Annotated in this window: 19 protein-coding genes and 1 pseudogene; 8 read left to right on the top strand and 12 right to left on the bottom strand. The window is 71.5% G+C overall.

The features are described from left to right. Positions 1-49: 49 nt before the first annotated feature. Complete coding sequence (locus tag AB8O64_RS11900) at positions 50-922, top strand: SGNH/GDSL hydrolase family protein (RefSeq protein ID WP_370419129.1); 873 nt, start codon at positions 50-52, stop codon at positions 920-922. 39 nt (positions 923-961) lie between these two features. On the opposite strand, the gene AB8O64_RS11905 is transcribed toward AB8O64_RS11900, so the two are convergent. The 3 genes from AB8O64_RS11905 to AB8O64_RS11915 are packed head-to-tail and all read right to left on the bottom strand — an operon-like array spanning position 962 to position 4,470. Continuing rightward, the gene (locus AB8O64_RS11905) at positions 962-3,400 is read right to left on the bottom strand and encodes a glycoside hydrolase family 3 protein (RefSeq protein ID WP_370419130.1); all 2,439 of its coding nucleotides are present in this window, start codon (positions 3,398-3,400) and stop codon (positions 962-964) included. 15 nt (positions 3,401-3,415) lie between these two features. Beyond that, positions 3,416-3,607 carry a hypothetical protein gene (locus AB8O64_RS11910; RefSeq protein WP_370419131.1) on the bottom strand — a complete coding sequence of 64 codons (192 nt, stop codon included), beginning with the start codon at positions 3,605-3,607 and terminating at the stop codon, positions 3,416-3,418. An 11-nt stretch (positions 3,608-3,618) separates the two neighbouring features. Then, the gene (locus AB8O64_RS11915) at positions 3,619-4,470 is read right to left on the bottom strand and encodes a helix-turn-helix domain-containing protein (RefSeq protein WP_370419132.1); all 852 of its coding nucleotides are present in this window, start codon (positions 4,468-4,470) and stop codon (positions 3,619-3,621) included. 274 nt (positions 4,471-4,744) lie between these two features. Between AB8O64_RS11915 and AB8O64_RS11920 the strand changes: the two genes are divergently transcribed. Next, the gene (locus AB8O64_RS11920) at positions 4,745-5,248 is read left to right on the top strand and encodes an ATP-binding protein (protein WP_370419133.1); all 504 of its coding nucleotides are present in this window, start codon (positions 4,745-4,747) and stop codon (positions 5,246-5,248) included. 161 nt (positions 5,249-5,409) lie between these two features. Continuing rightward, a complete protein-coding gene (locus tag AB8O64_RS11925) occupies positions 5,410-5,694 on the top strand; it encodes a DUF6355 family natural product biosynthesis protein (protein ID WP_370419134.1) in 285 nt (94 codons plus the stop codon). Positions 5,695-5,950: 256 nt separating this feature from the next. Here AB8O64_RS11925 and AB8O64_RS11930 read toward each other — a convergent pair whose 3' ends face one another. From AB8O64_RS11930 to AB8O64_RS11940, 3 genes are all read right to left on the bottom strand, one after another. Continuing rightward, positions 5,951-6,922: a helix-turn-helix domain-containing protein gene (locus tag AB8O64_RS11930; RefSeq protein ID WP_370419135.1), complete on the bottom strand. Its 972-nt coding sequence runs from the start codon at positions 6,920-6,922 to the stop codon at positions 5,951-5,953. Positions 6,923-7,042: 120 nt separating this feature from the next. Further along, on the bottom strand, positions 7,043-7,852 hold the full coding sequence (locus AB8O64_RS11935) for a VOC family protein (RefSeq protein WP_370419136.1): 810 nt from the start codon (positions 7,850-7,852) through the stop codon (positions 7,043-7,045). Positions 7,853-7,944: 92 nt separating this feature from the next. Beyond that, positions 7,945-8,709, bottom strand: coding sequence for an MgtC/SapB family protein (locus tag AB8O64_RS11940; protein ID WP_356456644.1), 765 nt, complete (start codon positions 8,707-8,709; stop codon positions 7,945-7,947). A gap of 90 nt (positions 8,710-8,799) precedes the next feature. Here AB8O64_RS11940 and AB8O64_RS11945 point away from each other — a divergent pair, with 90 nt between their 5' ends. After that, positions 8,800-10,110 carry a pyroglutamyl peptidase gene (locus AB8O64_RS11945; protein ID WP_370419137.1) on the top strand — a complete coding sequence of 437 codons (1,311 nt, stop codon included), beginning with the start codon at positions 8,800-8,802 and terminating at the stop codon, positions 10,108-10,110. A 7-nt stretch (positions 10,111-10,117) separates the two neighbouring features. Further along, positions 10,118-10,843: a carbon-nitrogen hydrolase family protein gene (locus AB8O64_RS11950; RefSeq protein ID WP_370419138.1), complete on the top strand. Its 726-nt coding sequence runs from the start codon at positions 10,118-10,120 to the stop codon at positions 10,841-10,843. On the opposite strand, the gene AB8O64_RS11955 is transcribed toward AB8O64_RS11950, so the two are convergent. Both AB8O64_RS11955 and AB8O64_RS11960 read right to left on the bottom strand, forming a co-directional pair. Next, on the bottom strand, positions 10,836-11,642 hold the full coding sequence (locus AB8O64_RS11955; protein WP_370419140.1) for an EI24 domain-containing protein: 807 nt from the start codon (positions 11,640-11,642) through the stop codon (positions 10,836-10,838). The genes AB8O64_RS11950 and AB8O64_RS11955 overlap by 8 nt on opposite strands. A gap of 126 nt (positions 11,643-11,768) precedes the next feature. Then, positions 11,769-12,785 (bottom strand): NADP-dependent oxidoreductase, encoded by a 1,017-nt coding sequence (locus tag AB8O64_RS11960; RefSeq protein WP_370419141.1) that lies wholly within the window; start codon positions 12,783-12,785, stop codon positions 11,769-11,771. Between the two features lie 88 nt (positions 12,786-12,873). Here AB8O64_RS11960 and AB8O64_RS11965 point away from each other — a divergent pair, with 88 nt between their 5' ends. Further along, positions 12,874-13,323, top strand: coding sequence for a MarR family winged helix-turn-helix transcriptional regulator (locus tag AB8O64_RS11965; RefSeq protein ID WP_370419142.1), 450 nt, complete (start codon positions 12,874-12,876; stop codon positions 13,321-13,323). Positions 13,324-13,367: 44 nt separating this feature from the next. Here the strand turns inward: AB8O64_RS11965 and AB8O64_RS11970 are convergent, their stop codons facing one another. After that, positions 13,368-13,883 carry an isochorismatase family protein gene (locus AB8O64_RS11970; RefSeq protein WP_370419144.1) on the bottom strand — a complete coding sequence of 172 codons (516 nt, stop codon included), beginning with the start codon at positions 13,881-13,883 and terminating at the stop codon, positions 13,368-13,370. A gap of 228 nt (positions 13,884-14,111) precedes the next feature. Between AB8O64_RS11970 and AB8O64_RS11975 the strand changes: the two genes are divergently transcribed. Then, a complete protein-coding gene (locus tag AB8O64_RS11975; protein WP_370419145.1) occupies positions 14,112-14,720 on the top strand; it encodes a hypothetical protein in 609 nt (202 codons plus the stop codon). A 169-nt stretch (positions 14,721-14,889) separates the two neighbouring features. Beyond that, positions 14,890-15,456: a class F sortase gene (locus AB8O64_RS11980; RefSeq protein ID WP_370419146.1), complete on the top strand. Its 567-nt coding sequence runs from the start codon at positions 14,890-14,892 to the stop codon at positions 15,454-15,456. 97 nt (positions 15,457-15,553) lie between these two features. Here the strand turns inward: AB8O64_RS11980 and AB8O64_RS11985 are convergent, their stop codons facing one another. The 3 genes and pseudogenes from AB8O64_RS11985 to trxA form a co-directional block, all read right to left on the bottom strand. Further along, positions 15,554-15,979, bottom strand: coding sequence for an OsmC family protein (locus tag AB8O64_RS11985; RefSeq protein ID WP_370419148.1), 426 nt, complete (start codon positions 15,977-15,979; stop codon positions 15,554-15,556). Between the two features lie 211 nt (positions 15,980-16,190). Beyond that, positions 16,191-16,784: pseudogene (locus tag AB8O64_RS11990) on the bottom strand (histidine phosphatase family protein); the annotation flags it as partial. After that, positions 16,777-17,187: a thioredoxin gene (trxA, locus tag AB8O64_RS11995; protein WP_130877623.1), complete on the bottom strand. Its 411-nt coding sequence runs from the start codon at positions 17,185-17,187 to the stop codon at positions 16,777-16,779. The pseudogene AB8O64_RS11990 and the gene trxA, both read right to left, overlap by 8 nt. Positions 17,188-17,304: the final 117 nt, after the last annotated feature.

Below are 17,304 nucleotides of genomic sequence, written 5' to 3' on the forward strand. Positions count from 1 at the left end.
GTACCGTCGGTCCAGGACAGATACCACCCGGCCGGATGGGGGAAACACGATGCGCAGCAGCACGGGGCGGCGGCCCCGGATGGTACAGGCCGCGGTGGCGGCGCTCTCGGCCGCGCTCCTCGTCGCGGGCTGCGACGACGGTACGAACAACGGCTCGGCCAAGGCGGCCGCGAAGCCCAGCGCCGCACCCGAGCCCGCATGGAACGCCCGCCCCGCGTCGATGGCCTCGCTCGGCGACTCCATCACCCGGGGCTTCGACGCCTGTGGCGTGCTCGCCGACTGCCCCGAGGCCTCCTGGGCCACCGGCACCACCGTGAACAGCCTGGCGCAACGGCTGCTGCCGTATCCGCAGACGAGCAGCTGGAACTACGCGAGGACGGGCGCGCGGATGGCGGACCTGCCGGCGCAGATGCGGTCGGCGATAGCGCGGAAGCCGCAGCTCGTGACGGTGCTGCTCGGGGCCAATGACGCCTGCCGCAAGAATGTGGCCGATATGACGCCGGTGGAGCGGTTCCAGGAGGACTTCGAGTCCTCGCTCAAGGAGCTCCGCCGTTCCCTGCCCAAGGCACAGGTGTACGTGGCGGGCGTGCCGGACCTCAAGCGGCTGTGGTCGCAGGGGCGGACGAACGGCTACGCGAAGACGGTCTGGAAGCTGGGGATCTGCCCGTCGATGCTCGGCGACTCCGAGGCGGTGGACGCGGCGGCCGTGGCCCGCCGTGACCAGGTCGCCCAGCGGGTCGCCGCGTACAACCACGTGCTCAAGAGCGCCTGCGCGCGGGACAAGCTGTGCCGCTACGACACCGCGGTCAGCGGCTACGCCTTCACGGGTCAGGAGTTGAGCCAGTGGGACTGGTTCCACCCCAACAAGAGGGGACAGCGGACGCTGGCCGACATGGCGTACCGCACGATCACCGCACGGTGAGGAGGGGCGGGGCCCGTCAGGTGACCCCGCCCCGGTCTCTTACCCCACGGCGACCCGTGCGGTCAGTCGGCGGTCGGCGACGCTGCGGCCGGCCTCGGCGGTGTAGATGCCGGGGATCCGACGCCAGCAGGCCGCTTCCTCGTCCCAGACCTCGACGGCGCGAGGGTCCAGGGCGATGACCGCCTCGGCCGTCTCGCCGGGCCCCGCCTCGACGGAGGCGAAGCCGGCCAGCCGCCGGGCCGGACGATCGGCCCTGTCACCGGGCGGGACGGCCAGATAGATCTGGACGACCTCACGGCCGGGGCGGCTGCCGGTGTTGCGGACGCGAACGCGCGCGGTGGCGGTTCCTGTGACGTCCGTGTCGATGTCAAGGGTCTCGTACGACCAGTCGGTGTAGCCCAGGCCGTGTCCGAAGGCGTACGCGGGGGTCGCCCGCGCCTTCTCCCACGCACGGTAGCCGATGAACACCCCTTCCGCATAAGCGAGTTCGCCGTCCACCGGGGCGACCCGCGTCACCGGCGCGTCCGCGAGCCGTACCGGCCAGGTGGTGGGAAGGCGGCCGCCGGGCTCGCACGCGCCCAGGAGCACATCCGCCAGGGCCCCGCCCGCCTCCTGCCCGGGGAACCATCCGAGCAGCACGGCGGCGACGTCGTCCCGCCACGGCAGCTCCACGGGTGAGCCGGAATTGACGACCACGACGGTGCGGGGATTGACGGCGGCCACCCGGGCGACGAGCTCGTCCTGGCGGCCGGGCAGGGCGAGGGTGGTGCGATCGAAGCCTTCGCTCTCGACGCGCTCGGTGGTGGCGACCACGACGACGGCCGTGTCCGCCGAGGCCGCGGCGGCGACCGCCTCGGCCAGTAGCTCCTCCGCGTCGCGCTCGGGTTCACGGTGCAGGAGGCAGAAGCCGACGGCCTCGATGGGAGCGCCCTCCGGTTTGGCGACGGCGCAGGTGAGGGAGACCTCGACGGCCGCCCCGGCTTCAAGGGCGACCCGCCCGCGTTCCACGGGCGAGCCGAGGAAGGCCTCGAAGGGGTCGGCGTGGTCGGCGCCCTGCTCCCCGTCGAAGAGCGTCCGCCCGTCGACGACGAGCCGGAAGGCACCGACCCCCTTCGTGCCGAAGACATGCGCACCGCTCTCGCGCGGGGTGAACGTGCCGGTCACCTCGACGGTGTGCAGGGCGTCGTAACCGACCCCGGCGGGCAGATCACCGAGCCACTGCACCATGCCGCTGGGCAGTCGCTCCTCCCCCAGCACCCGCCCGGCAGCGTCCCGGCACACGGCCCGCAGCGTGAACCCGGCACCTGCGGCACGGAGTTCGTCGCCGGGCTCGGCGCCGACGACGTAGGTGACCGCGCCCTCAGGGAGGGCGGCGCGCAGTCCGTCCAGCGGCGAGACGACTCGGGCGGGGAAGACCTGCGCGGAGCCGCCGCCGAGGATACGGGCGTCACGGGCGGCGCCGCCGAGAAGCGCGACCCGAAGGCCCTGCGCGGGATCGAGGGGCAGGGCGGGCGTGCCACGGACGGACGCGTTGCGTACCAGTACGAAGGATCGGGTGGCGATTTCGCGGGCGAGTTCGATGCCGTCGCTGTCGCTGTCGCCTTCGCCCGGAGTCGGCGGGGCCGCCTCGCCGAGGGCGCCGACCCGGTCGGCGAGCCGCAGCACGCGGCGCACGGCGTCGTCGACCACCGACTCGGGCACGTCCCCGGCCCGCACGGCGGCGGCGAGCGCCGGACCGTAGACGGTCACCGGCCCCGGCATCGCCACATCGAGCCCGCCGAGCACGGCCCGCACGGTGTCGCGGGCGGCGAGCCAGTCGGAGACGATGACGCCGTCGAAGCCCCACTCGCCGCGCAGGACGTCGTTCTGGAGGTGGCCGTGCTCGGTCATGGTCACGCCGTTGACCTGGTTGTACGCGGCCATCACGCCCCACGGACGGGCATCTTTGACGATGGCCTCGAAGGGCGCCAGATACAGCTCGCGCAGGGCACGGGCAGCAACCTTGTTGTTCACGGTGAAACGCTCGGTCTCGGCGTCGTTGGCCACGAAGTGCTTCACGACGGCGGCGACCCCGCCGTCCTGCACGCCCCGCACATAGCCGGTGCCGATGGCGGCTGTGAGGTAAGGATCCTCGCTGTACGCCTCGAAGTGCCGGCCCCCGAGCGGGGAGCGATGCAGATTGACGGTCGGCGCGAGCAGCACGTGCACGCCCTTGCGCCGGGCCTCCGCCGCGAGGACCCGGCCCGCGCGGCGGGCGAGCGACGGGTCCCAGGTGGCGGCGAGCGCGGTGGGGCTGGGCAGCGCGAGCGAGGGATCATCGGCGCTCCACCGCACACCGCGCACCCCGACGGGCCCGTCGGACATGACGACCGAACGCAGCCCGATGCCGGGTACGGCGGGCAGGGACCACATGTCCTGCCCGGACAGGAGCCGGGCCTTGGTGTCGAGGTCGAGCGCGTCGACGATGTCGTCGGGCATGGGCGGTGTGCCTCCTCAGAGGAGGTGGTCGGCTTTGCCGGCCTTGATCTCCCGGATGAGAGTCGCGAGGGCCTCGCGGGTATCGGTGAGGTAGCGGTCCTCGGCGCCGCTGACGGCGATGTAGGCGTTGCCATCAGCGTCGGTGCCTATTCGGAAGCAGTTGTTCCCTGCTCCGCAGAAGGGTTCTTCCCAGGTGATGCGGTTCATGGTCACCTTCCTCAGAGATCGCGCGTGATGTCTCGAATGAAGTCACGCGACTGCTTTGGGTCAAGGGCGGCCTGCTCCATCCACGCCAGGTGCGCGCGGTATCGGGCAAGCTGAGACTCCGCGTACAGGAAGCAGGGGCCGCCTGCCGAGTCGAGTTGCACGCTGTCGAGCTGCGGCACGGGCCCCTCCGCATACAACATCGCATGCCCGGCACCTGGGAAGGCCCCCGTTTCGACAGGGAGGACGCGCAGTTCGAGGCTTTCGCGCTCCGACATGAGCAGCAGGTGATCCAGCTGGTCCCGCATCACCTTCCTACCGCCGAACTGCATGCGGAGCGCGGCCTCGTGGATGTAACCGACGTAGTCCAATGGCCGGTCCCGCTCGAAGACTTGCTGTCGTTGCAACCGGTGTGCCACATGAAGCTCGACCTCCAGCCGGGGCATGGGCGGAAGCACCGCCCCGAAGATCGCCCGCGCGTAGTCCTCCGTCTGAAGAAGCCCGGGGAGGTGCATTACCTGTGAGGTGCGTACCCGCACCGCGTGCCATTCCAACTCCGCGATGTCCAGCAGCCCCGCTGGCAACACGCCCCGGAAATGCTCCCACCAGCCGTGCGTGCGATCGGCGGCCATGGCTACCAGGGCTTCGACGTACTTCTCGTCCGTGCACGCATAGTTGCAGGCCAAAGTCCGTAGGCGATCGGGGGTGATCACCCGCACCCCGGACTCGATGTTGGAGATCTTCGGGCGGTCGATACCGAGCAGCCCAGCGGCGTAATGGGTCGAAACTCCGGCAGCCATACGCATTTTGCGCAGCTCGGCCCCGAGTCGCTGCTGCCGTTCGGTGGGTGTCGTCCTGGGTGGCATGGACCTTTCCTACAGCTTCCAGGCCCGGTGGCCGCGCACAGCCAGACACCTTTCACTCGATCGAGCATTTGCCACGCGAAGCGTGGCACCTGTGCCACATCGGCAGCTACCTTCGGTATCGCATCAATCACCGCACGGCACCAGCCGGAAGCGCATCACGCGAGCGTGCCCGCACACTCCTGCCCTGGGAGAGGCGTGCTCGTGTCAGGGAGACAAGCCACCGGCTGACCGACGCGTACGAACGCCAACACCCCTCCACACCCGGAGCTGCCGTATGCCCGTCAGCCTCTGCCCCCTCACCGTCCAGTCCGTCACCCACCACCCCACCCCCACACCACAGGACCCCGCAGGACTGTCGTACAGCTTCACCGTCCCCGGCGAACCCCGCTCGGCCGGAATCGCCCGCAGCAACGTCCACACCGCGCTGCACGCCCACGGGTTGGGCGAGCTCGAAGAGCCCGCGCTGCACGTGGCAAGCGAACTCGTCGCCTGCGGCGCGCTGTTCGCGCCGGGGCAGGACCTGTACTACTCCGTCCGCTGGCGGGACGGGACATTGCGCATCGTGAACTGGGACCCCCACCACTCCCACTCCGTCCCCGTTCTCGCCGCGACCTGCCGGGCGCGCCGTAAGCGCCAACTTCTTCTCCTCGCCGCCATCGTGCGCGAGTGCGGCGGGGCGTGGGGCATCACCAAGCCCGCCCCGGCCACCGAGGGCACCAGAGTGTGGGCCGACCTCCCGCACGCGGGCACCGCGGCGTACGCGGCGCGGCGCTGCTGAGAGGCACCGGTGAAGCGGCGCAAGCCGGAAGGCACTCGAATCGGTGGACTCCACCACTCGTCCGGGCGAGATCACGTGACGGCCCCGGCGAACGGCGCGACGCTCTCCGTACACCCGGGACACCGCACCCCGGGCATCCGCATACTCATGAGGAGTTTTCTGTGAACGTTCGCCGCTCCCTGACCGCCGCCGTCGGCGCCGTGGCTCTCACCCTCGGCCTGGCCTCGGCGGCCTCCGCCACTCCCGCGGCCCTGAACCCCTGCGGGTTCTACGAGACGGGGAGTGACGCGTTCTACAACCACTGCACCGGTGACGGCTCGCGCGTGGTCATCAAGGTGGATGTGGCGTGGGGCCCCGACTACGAGCGCTGTGTGGCTCCCGGCACCGTCTGGCTGGGATCCGCCGACAAGATCAATGGCGCGCACTACGTGGGGCGCACCTGCTGATCACCGCATGACGGCGGGCCCGGGACGTCACTCGTCCCGGGCCCGCGGTCGATGTGCGTCGCCCGTCAAGGACTGTGCGCGGAGCCCATATATGGCACAGGGCAACGGTCGCTAGTTTTACTGACGAACCGCTGGGGGGCGGTTCGGAGTCGGCTCTCGCTGGATGCGCTACGGGGGGACGCATCCCCTTGAGCCGAGTCGCCGCTCCGTGCCCGGCCACCGCCGGGTACGGAGCGGGCTCCGCCGGGACCGGCCGTCAGCCCGTATGCGCGGCCTGACGGTACTCGCGTGGCGTCATTCCCATGTAGGCGCGGAAGGCGCGCGAGAAGTCGGAGGGGTGGGTAAAGCCCCAGCGGCTGCCGATGGAGCTGATCGGGGTCCCGGCCAGGCCCGGATCGGCCAGATCGTGGCGGCACCGGTCCAAACGGTGTTGCTTGATGAAGGCCGTGACGGTGCTGCCTTCTTCTTGGAAAACCCGTTGCAGGTAGCGGACGGAAATGTGGTGGGCCCGGGCGATGCTGTCGGGTGTCAGGTCCGGGTCGTCCAGGTTCTCGACGATGAAGGAGCTGAGGGTCCGGAACAGTAGGTGCCGACGGGATTCCGGCGACAACGGCGCCTTCGCGTCCGTGTATTGCGCCAGCATGGCGGTCACCATGTCCAGTGTGGTGTTTCTCAGTCGCAGCCTGTCGTCGGGGGTGCAGTGCCGGTATTCCTCGGACAGCCCCAGCAGGAATTGCCGCAGGAGGCGACCGACGCCTTGTGTGCCGGGCAGCGTTTCGGCGCAGACTCTCGCGATCTGCGGATCGGGCAGGGGCAGCAGTTGCCTGGGGAACTGGAGCATCACCGACGAGCCGCCGTCCTCCCCCGGGGCGAGACAACCCTGGAACGGTCGTGAGCTGTCGAACAGCACCATGTCGCCCGGGGAGATCAGGACGTTGTTCCTGTTCTGCTCGACGCCTTGCCGCCCCGACAGCATGAGGGCGATCTGGAGCAGCTCCGGATCCGAGCGTCTGATGAGTTCCGGGGTTCTCTGCGAGACCAGCGCCGAATAGCGCATGAACGAGAGCTGCACCCCCGCGAGGGGCATGACGTCGATGTGGGCCTTGAAGGCCGAGGGGTCGGCGAACCTGAACTTCGCGGGCCCCACGGCGAGAGCGGTGGTCTCGGCCCACGCCTCGGCATTCAGCGTCACCGAAAGGCCCACGGGCTCACTCTGCTGCGCGGACACGTCCCCACCTCCCCGCCGAACCACCACGGGGACGACCCTGCCGAAGCAGAGGGGCCAACGGAACCGTGTTGTCGGTCAACCTCCCCGCGCCGGCTTCGGCGTGGGGAGGTCGACCCGCGCTCACATCTCGCTCGGCTTGAGCACCACGAAGTCCGCGCCGTTGGGGTCGACGCAGACGGCCAGGCGGCCGACGCCCTCCGCGTCCTCCGGGCCCATTTGTACGCTGCCGCCGTTCTCGGTGGCCTTGGCCACCGTGGCGTCGCAGTCCGCCGTGGCGAAGACGGGGTGCCAGTAGGGGCGGCCGCCGGTCAGGGACAGGTCCTTGGCCGGGAGCTGCATGAGGCCACCGTGCATGCGTTCCTCGGGCTGGTCCGCCGGGGTGATGAGGGAGTACGTGCCGTCCCCGTCGCCGGGCAGGGGCACGTCCTGCGTGGTCCAGCCGAAGAGGCTGCCGTAGAAGGCCTTCGCCGCGGCCGCGTCGGTGGTGTAGAGCTCGGTCCAGCACAGGGCGCCCGGCTGGTCGGTGACCTCCATGCCGCCCTGGGCCTTCTCCCCCGACTGCCAGACGGCGAACTGCCCGCCCTGGGGGTCGGTGAGCTGGGCCATCCGCCCCCACCCGTCCGCGTCAGACGGCGCCACCCGCACGGTGCCGCCCTGCCGCTCCGCGGCCTGGGCCGTGGCGTCGGCGTCGTCGGTCCTGAAGTAGATCATCCAGGCGGAGCGGGCCCCCTGCTCGGTGAGCGGCCCGATGCCGCAGACGCCCTTGCCGTCCAGCTGGAAGACACCGTATTCGCCGACTTCCGGGTCCGAACCCATGGACTGGAACTCCCAGCCGAACACCGAACTGTAGAAGCGGGCCGTGGCGTGGACGTCCGGAGCGCCGATATCGAGCCAGCAGGGTGAGCCGTGGACGAAATCTGTGGTGATCATGGAAGTTCCCTTCGCGGATGCCTTCGAAGCCAGCCTGACACCCGTCACCGGCGCCCGCCTCCCGACCACGCCCTCCCCGGGGGCCCGCGCCGTCACTCCGTGCTGTCGCGATGCGCGCTCAGGCCCACGACACGGATGCCGTCCCAGTCCGTCAGCTCCTCCACGATCGGATGGGCGGAACCCTTGCCCTCCAGGCTCAGCACCAGGCCCGCCTCCGTGTGTCTGCCCTTCTCGCGGCTGTCGTCCCCGCGCGGGGCGGTATCGGCGTCGATCTGTACGTCCGTGACCCGGAAACCGCGCTTCGTGCACAGCTCCAGCACCCGCCCCAGCAGCCCGCTGCGCGTCCGGTAGGACAGTCTCAGCTCCACTTGCTCCGCCACCGGCGTCACCGTCATCCGTCTCGTCATTCTCGGGAAGCCGCGGACCACCAGGAAGTGCACCACGGTCGCCGCCGCGCCGAGCAGCGGCAGGCCGCCGCCGCACGCCATGCCGACGGCGCAGGTCAGCCAGATCGTGGCCGCCGTCGTCAGACCGCGCACCGCGTCGCGGCGGACGAAGATGAGGCCGCCGCCGATGAAGCCGATGCCGGAGACGATCTGCGCGGCCACCCGTGAGGGGTCCTGGCGCACACCCGCCAGCTCGACCACGCCGAAGCCGTGGGCCGACACCTCCATGAACAGCGCGCTGCCCACCCCGACGAGGGTGTGCGTGCGCAGTCCGGCGCTCTTCTGCTGTAACTCGCGTTCGAGGCCGATGAGCGAGGCGAGCAGGAGCGCGATGCCCAACTCGGCGAACTGACGGGCCCCTTGGCCGCTTCCCGGCGAGAACAGCGGGGCTGCGTACTCGGTTATTCGCATCCCGCCATTGTGGCCTGAACTCGACTGTACGTAACGGGTGTTGAGTGCTTCCCTTCCGCCCATGCACGCACAATGATTTCCTTCCGGCTCATGAGACCCATTGAGAAGGCCCGGATGTCGTTCGGCGTCGCATTGCTCGCGTGCGCCGCCCTTTTGCCCACCCCTGCCGTCGCGGCTCCCGCCGCGTCTTCGGCGCCATCGGCCACTTCGCCCACCGTCGAGGAGGAGCGGCTCACCGGCTCCGTGCCGCAGGAGATCCTGCGCCGCTCGGGGTTCGACGGGGTGGCGCCCGGCTTCGCCCGCGCCCTGGCGCGTACGCGCACCGCCGCGGAGGCCGAGCGGCTCGCGACCGCCGAGGGGCGGCGGCTGTGGCAGCGGGCCGTGGACCGCGCGCAGGGGCGCGCGACCGGTCGCTCCGGGGACCTGAGCCGGGACGACGACCGTCCGCTGTACTGGGCGCGCCTGGGGATGACGCGCGCGCTGCGCGACTGGAAGCCGGCGTTCGCGATGACGGACGCGCGGCGGACGGCCCTGGTGGAGAAGCTGGTCGCGAAGGTCGAGCGCGGCTCGCGCGGACAGGACTCCATCAAGCTGCCCCGGGGCGACCAGGGCATCAAGCGCGTCGTGATCACCGGCTTCGACCCCTTCCAGCTGGACTCCGACATCCGGCGCTCCAACCCCTCGGGCGCCGCCGCGCTCGCCCTGGACGGCACGACCGTGAACACGGCGACCGGTCCGGCGCGGATCGAGGCGGCACTCTTCCCGGTGCGCTGGGCGGACTTCACGGCCGGGGACGTCGAGCGCACGCTGCTGCCGCACTTCGAGTCCGGGCAGCGCGAGGCGGACCTGTTCACGACGATCAGCCAGGGGCGGGACGGCCGCTTCGATCTGGAGCACACCAACGGCGCCTGGCGCGGCGGCTTCCCCGACAACGTGGGCGCGTCCCGTACAGAGACCGTCCCCGTGCCGCCGGGCGTGCCGACCGTCCACCCGCAGCCGCAGTGGACGTCGACGACCCTGCCCTACGACGCGATCCTGGCGGCGAAGACCGGCCCGTACCCGGTGTACGACAACACGGCCGTCACGGAGATCCCGGCGGGCGGCACCGGGCCCGTGGACCGGCCCGACGGGCCGACGCCGGGCTCGACGGCCCGCGAGGGCGGCGGGGGCGACTACCTCTCCAACGAGATCGCCTACCGTGCGACGCTGCTGCGCGACGCGCTGCGCCCGTACCTCCCGGGCGGTCATCTGCACACACCGGTGCTGCGGTTCGGCGCGGGCAACACCGATCCCGCCACCGGGCGGATCACGGACCCGTCGTTCGTCCGGGACCGGCAGGCGATCACCGCGCAGATCCGGGCCGTGATCACCGTGGCGGCGGGTGGCGCCTCTCGGTCATGATGAGCACATGATCATCTCAGCGGCGCAGTTCACCGCCCGGCCGTGCGACGTCGACGCCAATGTGGCGCGCATGGCCGGGTTCGTCACCGAGGCGGCGGAGCGTGGTGCGGCGCTCGTCGTCTTCCCCGAGCTGGCCGTCACCGGCTACGAGCTGCCGAAGACAGTCGCCGACCCGGACCGGCTCGCTTTCGCTCCCGACGACCCCCGGCTGGACCCGGTCCGGCAGGCCTGCGCGGCGACGGGGGTCGCGGCGGTGGTCAACTGCGCGGGGCGCACGGCGGCGGGGCCGACGATCACCTCGTACGTCTACGGGCCGGACGGCGCGCTGCTCACGCGCTACGACAAGCGGCACGTGACGGATTCGGAGCGGGCCGCGGGCTTCGTCCCGGGGATGGCGGACGGCCGGTTCACGCTCGGCGGTGTCGCGTTCGGGCTGGCCATCTGCTTCGACACGCACTTCCCCGAGCTCGCGGCCCGCGCGGCGGCCGACGGCTGCCGGGTGCTGCTGGCGAGTTCGCTGTACTCGAAGGGCGTCGGCGCCGAGGAGCGCGAGGCGATCTTCCCGGCGCTGGCGAAGGACCACGGCCTGCACGTCCTGCTCGCCAACCACACCGGCCCCTCGGGCCCGTACGACGCCTGTGGTCTCAGTGCGGTGTGGTCCCCGGACGGCGGCGTGCTGGCCGAGGCCCCGGCCGCCGCGCCGGGGCTGGTGTCGGCGGACGTGCTCAGCTGACGGCGCGGTCCGACAGCCGCCGGCCGTCGTCCCCGTTCCCCTCGCCCCCGTCCTCCGCGGCCGCCTCGCCCGTGAGCTCGCGGGCGAGCAGCGTCGCGCCGGCGACCGCGCCGGGCATGACGAACACCGCGACGAACGGCACCAGGAAGAGCAGGGTGAGGGGCACCCCGAAGCCGAGGGCGAGGAGCTTGCGGGAGCGCAGCATCCGCAGGCGCTCCCGCAGGGGGACGCGACGGCGCTGGAGGGCGACGGCGGTGAGTTCCTCGGTGAGGAAGAACCCGGAGACGCAGAAGCCGATCGCCGGGACGACCGTCTGTCCGACGACGGGCACGAAGCCGAGGGCGAAGAGCAGCACGCCCCAGACGGCCACCCTGAGGAGCACGGCGAGGCTCTCGCGGGCGGAGATCCACAGTTCGCGCCAGAGCGGCAGCCCGGATTCGTGGACGGTGCCGTCCTCGGACAGGTCGACCTTCTCCGAGAGCGACTCGTAGAAGGGCTGGCCGACGAGCAGGGTGACGGCGGTGAAGGAGATCAGCGCGAGCAGCAGGCTGCCGCCGAAGAACAGGACGGTCAGGCCGCCGCGGAAGAGGCCGAGCCAGGGGGAGCCCCAGCCGTCGGCGAAGGGCGTGGCCCAGTCGACGACCTCGTCCGCGTACAGGACGAGCGCGGTCATCGCGCCCGCGTATCCCACAAGAGTGATCAGCCCGGGCAGGAGTCCGAACCCCCACTGCTTCCGGTTCCGCCCCACCCAGCGCTGACCTTTGGCCAGGTAGGTCATGCCCGCTACAAGATCTCGCATGGCGGGAGCGTAGCCGCTTGCCGCGGACGCCCTGACCTTTCCCGCCTGCGGCGGGGGCGCCCTGCGGGCGCGTCCTCAAGCGCCAGACGGGCTGCGATGAGCCCGTCCGGCGCTTGAGGACATGTGTCACGCGAAGCTGACGATCATCTTGCCGGTGTTCTCGCCGCGGAGCATGCCGAGGAAGGCGTCGACGGCGTGGTCGATGCCCTTGACGACCGTCTCGTTGTACTTGATCTCGCCGGAGCGGACCCAGGCCGAGACCTCCTCGATGAACTGCGGGCGCAGCGCCTGGTGGTCCGAGACGAGCAGGCCGTTCAGACGCAGCCGCTTGCCGATGACGAGGGCGAGGTTGCTCGGTCCGGGCGTCGGCTCGGTGGCGTTGTACTGGGCGATCGCCCCGCACAGCGCGGCGCGGCCGTGCACGTTCAGGGAGGAGATGGCCGCCTCGAGGTGGTCGCCGCCGACGTTGTCGAAGTAGACGTCGATGCCGTCGGGGGCGGCTTCCTTCAGCTGCTCGGCGACGGGGCCGTTCTTGTAGTTGAAGGCGGCGGTGAAGCCGTACTCCTCCTTGAGGATCCGGACCTTCTCGTCCGAGCCCGCGCTGCCGACGACGTGCGAGGCGCCCTTGAGCCGGGCGATCTGGCCGACGAGGCTGCCGACCGCGCCCGCCGCGCCGGAGACGAAGACTGCGTCGCCCTCCTTGAAGGAGGCGACCTCCAGCAGACCCGCGTAGGCGGTCAGGCCCGGCATGCCGAGCACGCCGAGGTAGGTGGAGAGCGGGGCCAGGTCCGGGTCGACCTTGGCGGTGTGCCGGGCGTCGACCACCGCGTACTCGCGCCAGCCGAGGCCGTGCAGCACGTGGTCGCCGACCGCGAAACCCTCGGCGCGGGAGGCGATGACCTCACCGATCGCGCCGCCGTCCATGGGCTGGTCGAGCTGGAACGGGGGTACGTACGACTTGACGTCGTTCATCCGGCCGCGCATGTACGGGTCCACGGACATGTGGATGTTGCGGACGAGGATCTGGCCCTCGCCGGGCTCGGGCACCGCGACCTCGCGGAGGGCGAAGTCCTCGGGCTTCGGCCAGCCCTGCGGGCGGGCGACGAGGTGCCATTCACGGCCGGTGGTGGGCGTTGCGGACATGAAACGAAGCCTCCTAATGGTTCACCAACTAAAACAACCATGCGCCTCGATATTTCATGTTGTCAAGCAACGGAGTAGCCTGAGCCGTATGGTCCCCCGAACGGATGCCCTGACCCTCGAAGTCGTCGAACTCATCGCGACCGTCGTGGCGCGCTACCACGAGGAGTACGAGGAGGCGGCGGCCAAGCACTCCCTCACCGGCGCCCAGGCGCGGGTGCTGGCGCTGCTGGCCGGCGAGCCGCAGCCCATGCGTCGTATCGCCCAGCAGCTGAAGTGCGAGCCGTCCAACGTCACCGGCATCGTCGACCGGCTGGAGGCCCGTGACCTGGTCGAACGCCGGCCGGACCCCGCCGACCGCCGGGTGAAGCTCGCTGCGGCCACCGCAACGGGCCGGGAGGTCTCGGGCCGGCTGCGCGAGTCGCTGAACTTCGCGCGCGAGCCGCTGGCGGGGCTGTCCACGCAGGAGCGCGCGGTCCTGCGCGACCTGCTCAAGCGGATGCTGGGCGAGGACCCCGACGACCCGTACACCCACCTCTGAGCGGCCGCCGCGCCCCGCTCCGCGCTGCCCGCTCTACCGCCCGCTCAGCCGGCCAGGCGCAGATCGCGGGCCGTGACGACGGTGCCGAGCCGGGGCATGTCGAGCGTCACCGACGCCCGGTGCTCCGCCTCGGTCAGGGCGGTCATCGCGTCCTCCACGAACACCAGCTCATAGCCGTGATCGGCGGCGGCACGGGCGGTCGACTCCACGCCCAGGTTGGTGGCGATCCCGGTGAGGACGAGCGTCCGCACCCCGCGCTCCCGCAGCCGCGCGTCCAGCCCGGTGCCGTGGAACGCGCCGACGGCCCCCTTGACGACCTCGATGTCACCCGGCTCGGCGACCCCGTCGAGCAGCGCGCTGCCGGGCGGCTGCTCCACCACCCCCGGCCGCTCCACCCGGACGACCGCGACCGGCGCCCCCGCCTTGCGGAACGCCCGCGCCAACTCCACGGATCTCTCCGCCACTTCGTCACCGGAGCGCGGCGCGAGCGGAAGCGCCACGATGCGCTCCATGAGGTCGACGATCACCAAGGCGGTTCGCTGCGGGTCGATTTCGGTCATGTCCAGACCGTACCGGCCGGGCCGGTGACGTAGGCGGCCCACGGGCCAGCTCCGGGGTGACGGCGGGTAAAGCTTCGACGACATCCGCCGACGGTCCGCCCGGCACCGGTGCTGATCACCCGTCAGCGTGGCTGGTTCCCGGCGGCCGGTGTCGCGATATCGCCACCCTCGGCGACGAAGACCGTCGACCGGCGCCGGGAGCCGGACGGGGTGCGCGACCATGCCCCCATGAGCTCAGCGCCCGGCCCCTTGGCCACCCCCGCCTTCGATCCGCTCGCCTTCCAGCTCGTGCTGCTGCGCCGGATGGCCGACCACCAGCCCGGCCTGGTCGAGGACGCCCTGCGTGAACTGGGCGTCGACCGCGCGGAGATGCGCGAGGCCAACCGCCGCTGGCAGGCCATGGTGCGCTCCCCGCGCCGCCGCGCGGCGGGCGCCCGCTACCGTTCCGTGCTCGGCCCGCCCGAGACCGTCTCCGAGCGCCGCGTGGGCGACCTGACCTTCGACGCCCTGACGTGGCGCGTACCGCTCTGGCCCGACCTGAGGTTCGAGGTGCTGACCGCGCCCGGCGGCGCGATCTGGAACGAATGGCTGATCCGGGCCCCCGGCCTGCCCGGCCCGGCGCTGCGCACAACCCGTGACCTGCGGCCCTGGGCGTGCACCGTGGACGAGGTGGCGCGCGCCTTCCCGCCCGCGCGCCCGATGGAAGGCACGGCACCCACTCGCTGGCGGCTGTCGTTCACGGCACCGGACGCCGCCGGGGAGCGCGCGGAGTACGTGGCGGAATTCAGCTGGGGGCTGCTGCAGCGCGTCACACCGAGCGATCCGCCCGGCGTCTGAGGAAACCGCCGCGCAGCGGTGGTGCACACGACACGGGGCCGATCGCCGCGCCCGTGGTGGCCCCGTGTCTCGTCCTTTAGGGGGATGGCGAAGTGGCCATTCACCCGAGGCGCAGGCACGGGGGCGCTCCGTAGCGTGGGCGGTGTTTCCTCACCCCGGATGGATACCCATGTCCCGCACCCGCCTGTCGGCCCTCGTCCTCGCCCTGCTGATGCTGCCGGTCGCACTGCTGACCGCCTGCTCCATGGGCGGAACCGCCGACGACAAGGCCAGCGGCACCCCCGCCTCGGCCGAGGAACCGGCCGGCGTCTCCATCCCCGCCATCGGCGTACGGAGCCCGCTGATCCGCCTGGGGACGGACAAGGACGCGACCGTACGGGTCCCACCGCCGGAGAAGGGCATGACCGCGGGCTGGTACACGGGCGGCGCCAGGCCCGGCGAGCCCGGGGCGGCCGTCATCATCGGCCACGACGACACCCACGACGGCAAGGCCGTCTTCCACGACCTGGACAAGGTAGGCAAGGGCACGGTCATCGACATCGAGCGTGGCGACGGCAAGGTGCTGCACTTCACGGTGACCGGCACCGAGAAGGTCGACAAAGAGGCCTTCCCGAGGGAGAAGGTCTACGGCAGGACCTCCGAGCGGGCGCTGCGCCTGGTCACCTGCGCGGGCGACCTCGACCCCGACGGGCACCCCAAGCGGAGCCTGATCGTCTACGCGTCCCTGCGGTCGTGAGACGGTCGCGGGACGAGTCGCGGGACGGTGCTGGGGACAAGCCGCTCCCGGCCGCCGTGTGGCAGCCGGGAGCGGTTGGTCCATTATCGGCCGGCGGTCAGGCCAGCTCGGCCGAGAGCGTGATCGTCGTGCCGGTGAGCGCCTGGCTGACCGGGCAGTTCTTCTTGGCGTCCTCGGCTGCCGCGACGAAGCCGTCCTCGTCCAGGCCCGGCACCTCGCCGCGCACGGTGAGGTGGATGCCGGTGATGCCCTCACCCGGCTGGAAGGTGACCTCGGCCTTGGTCTCCAGGCGGGTCGGCGGGGTGCCGGCGCCGGTCAGCCCGTGCGAGAGGGCCATGGAGAAGCAGCTGGAGTGAGCGCCCGCGATCAGCTCCTCCGGGCTGGTCTTGCCATTGGCCTGCTCGGCGCGGGACGGCCAGGAGACCGGGTAGTCGCCGATGCCGGACGAGTCGAAAGTGACGGTGCCGCTGCCCTTGAGCAGCTCGCCTTCCCAGACCGTGTGCGCGGTGCGGTTCGTGGCCATGCTGGCTTCCTCCTGCAAGAACGGTTCAAACGAGTCATATGAAGATCGGGGCCCAACGTCCCGATCATCGTGCCGACGCGGCCCCCGCCCCGGTTCCGACACGCCCGGGAGACCCATCGGACGCGGTTTCGGGAGCGCCGTCGGGTATAGCGACGGCGGAGGCTCCGCTCCCGGACGTCCCGGAGGCCCCAGGCCCCCCGGACGTCGCGGGGGACGGCGTGTTCCACGCCACGAGTGCCGGGCGCCCGTGCTCGGTGCCGATGCGGCTGACCGTCGCCGTGTCCAGCCGGAACAGCGCGCCGGCCGCGGGCGGCAGCCCGAGCCTACGAGCGGTCAGCACCCGGAGGAAGTGCCCGTGCGCGACCAGCACCACATCGCCGCCGTCCGCCGAGCCCAGTCGCGGCGCGATCCGTGCCAGCACCCGGTCGGCCCGTGCGCCCACCTCTTCGAGCGTCTCCCCGGGGTGCTCGGCGGGCCCGGGGATCACCCCGTCGTCCCACAGGTACCAGTCGGGCCGGGTGCGCTGAATCTCCGGAGTCGTCACGCCCTCGTAGCCGCCGTAGTCCCATTCTCGCAGGTCGGGGTCGGTTTGGATATCCGTGAGCCCGGCCAGTTCAGCGGTCCGCACGGCCCGCCCCAGCGGGCTCGCCAGCACCAGGGACACCGTGCGCTCCGCGAGCAACGGCCGTAGCGCCGTCGCCTGCCCCTCACCGACCTCGGTCAGCGGCAGATCGGTCAGCCCGGTGTGCCGCCCGGAGCGGCTCCACTCGGTCTCGCCGTGCCGGACCAGCAGCAGCTCACTCACCGTCGCGCCGCTCGCCGCCCTGCCCGGCCTCCGCGTCCGCCTGGGCCTGCGCGACCGAGGCCCGTACCTCGTCCATGTCGAGCGCGCGGGCCTGCTTGATGACGTCCTCCAGCGCGGCCTCGGGCAGCGCGCCGGGCTGGGCGAAGACCGCGATGTTGTCCCGCACGATCATCAGCGTCGGAATCGACTGGATCTCGAAGGCGGCGGCCAGCTCCGGCTGCGCCTCGGTGTCGACCTTGGCGAAAACCAGATCGTCATGGCGCCCGGCCGCCCCTTCGTAGACGGGCGCGAACTTCCGGCACGGCCCGCACCACTCCGCCCAGAAGTCGATGAGCACGAATCCGCTGTCGGAGACGATCTCGTCGAAGTTGTCCTTGGTGAGCTCCACCGTGCTGCCGCTCATCGCGTGCCTGCCTCTTCCGCTCGTCGTCCAGGGCCCCCGGCAGCGGCAACAGGGCGATGCCGCGTCGTATTCCGCATCCGGGAGCCGTCGGTCGGGACCGCCCCGCACCCGAACAGG

The organism is Streptomyces sp. QH1-20, from assembly GCF_041283565.1.
In the GTDB taxonomy this organism is placed as follows: Bacteria; Actinomycetota; Actinomycetes; order Streptomycetales; family Streptomycetaceae; genus Streptomyces; species Streptomyces syringius.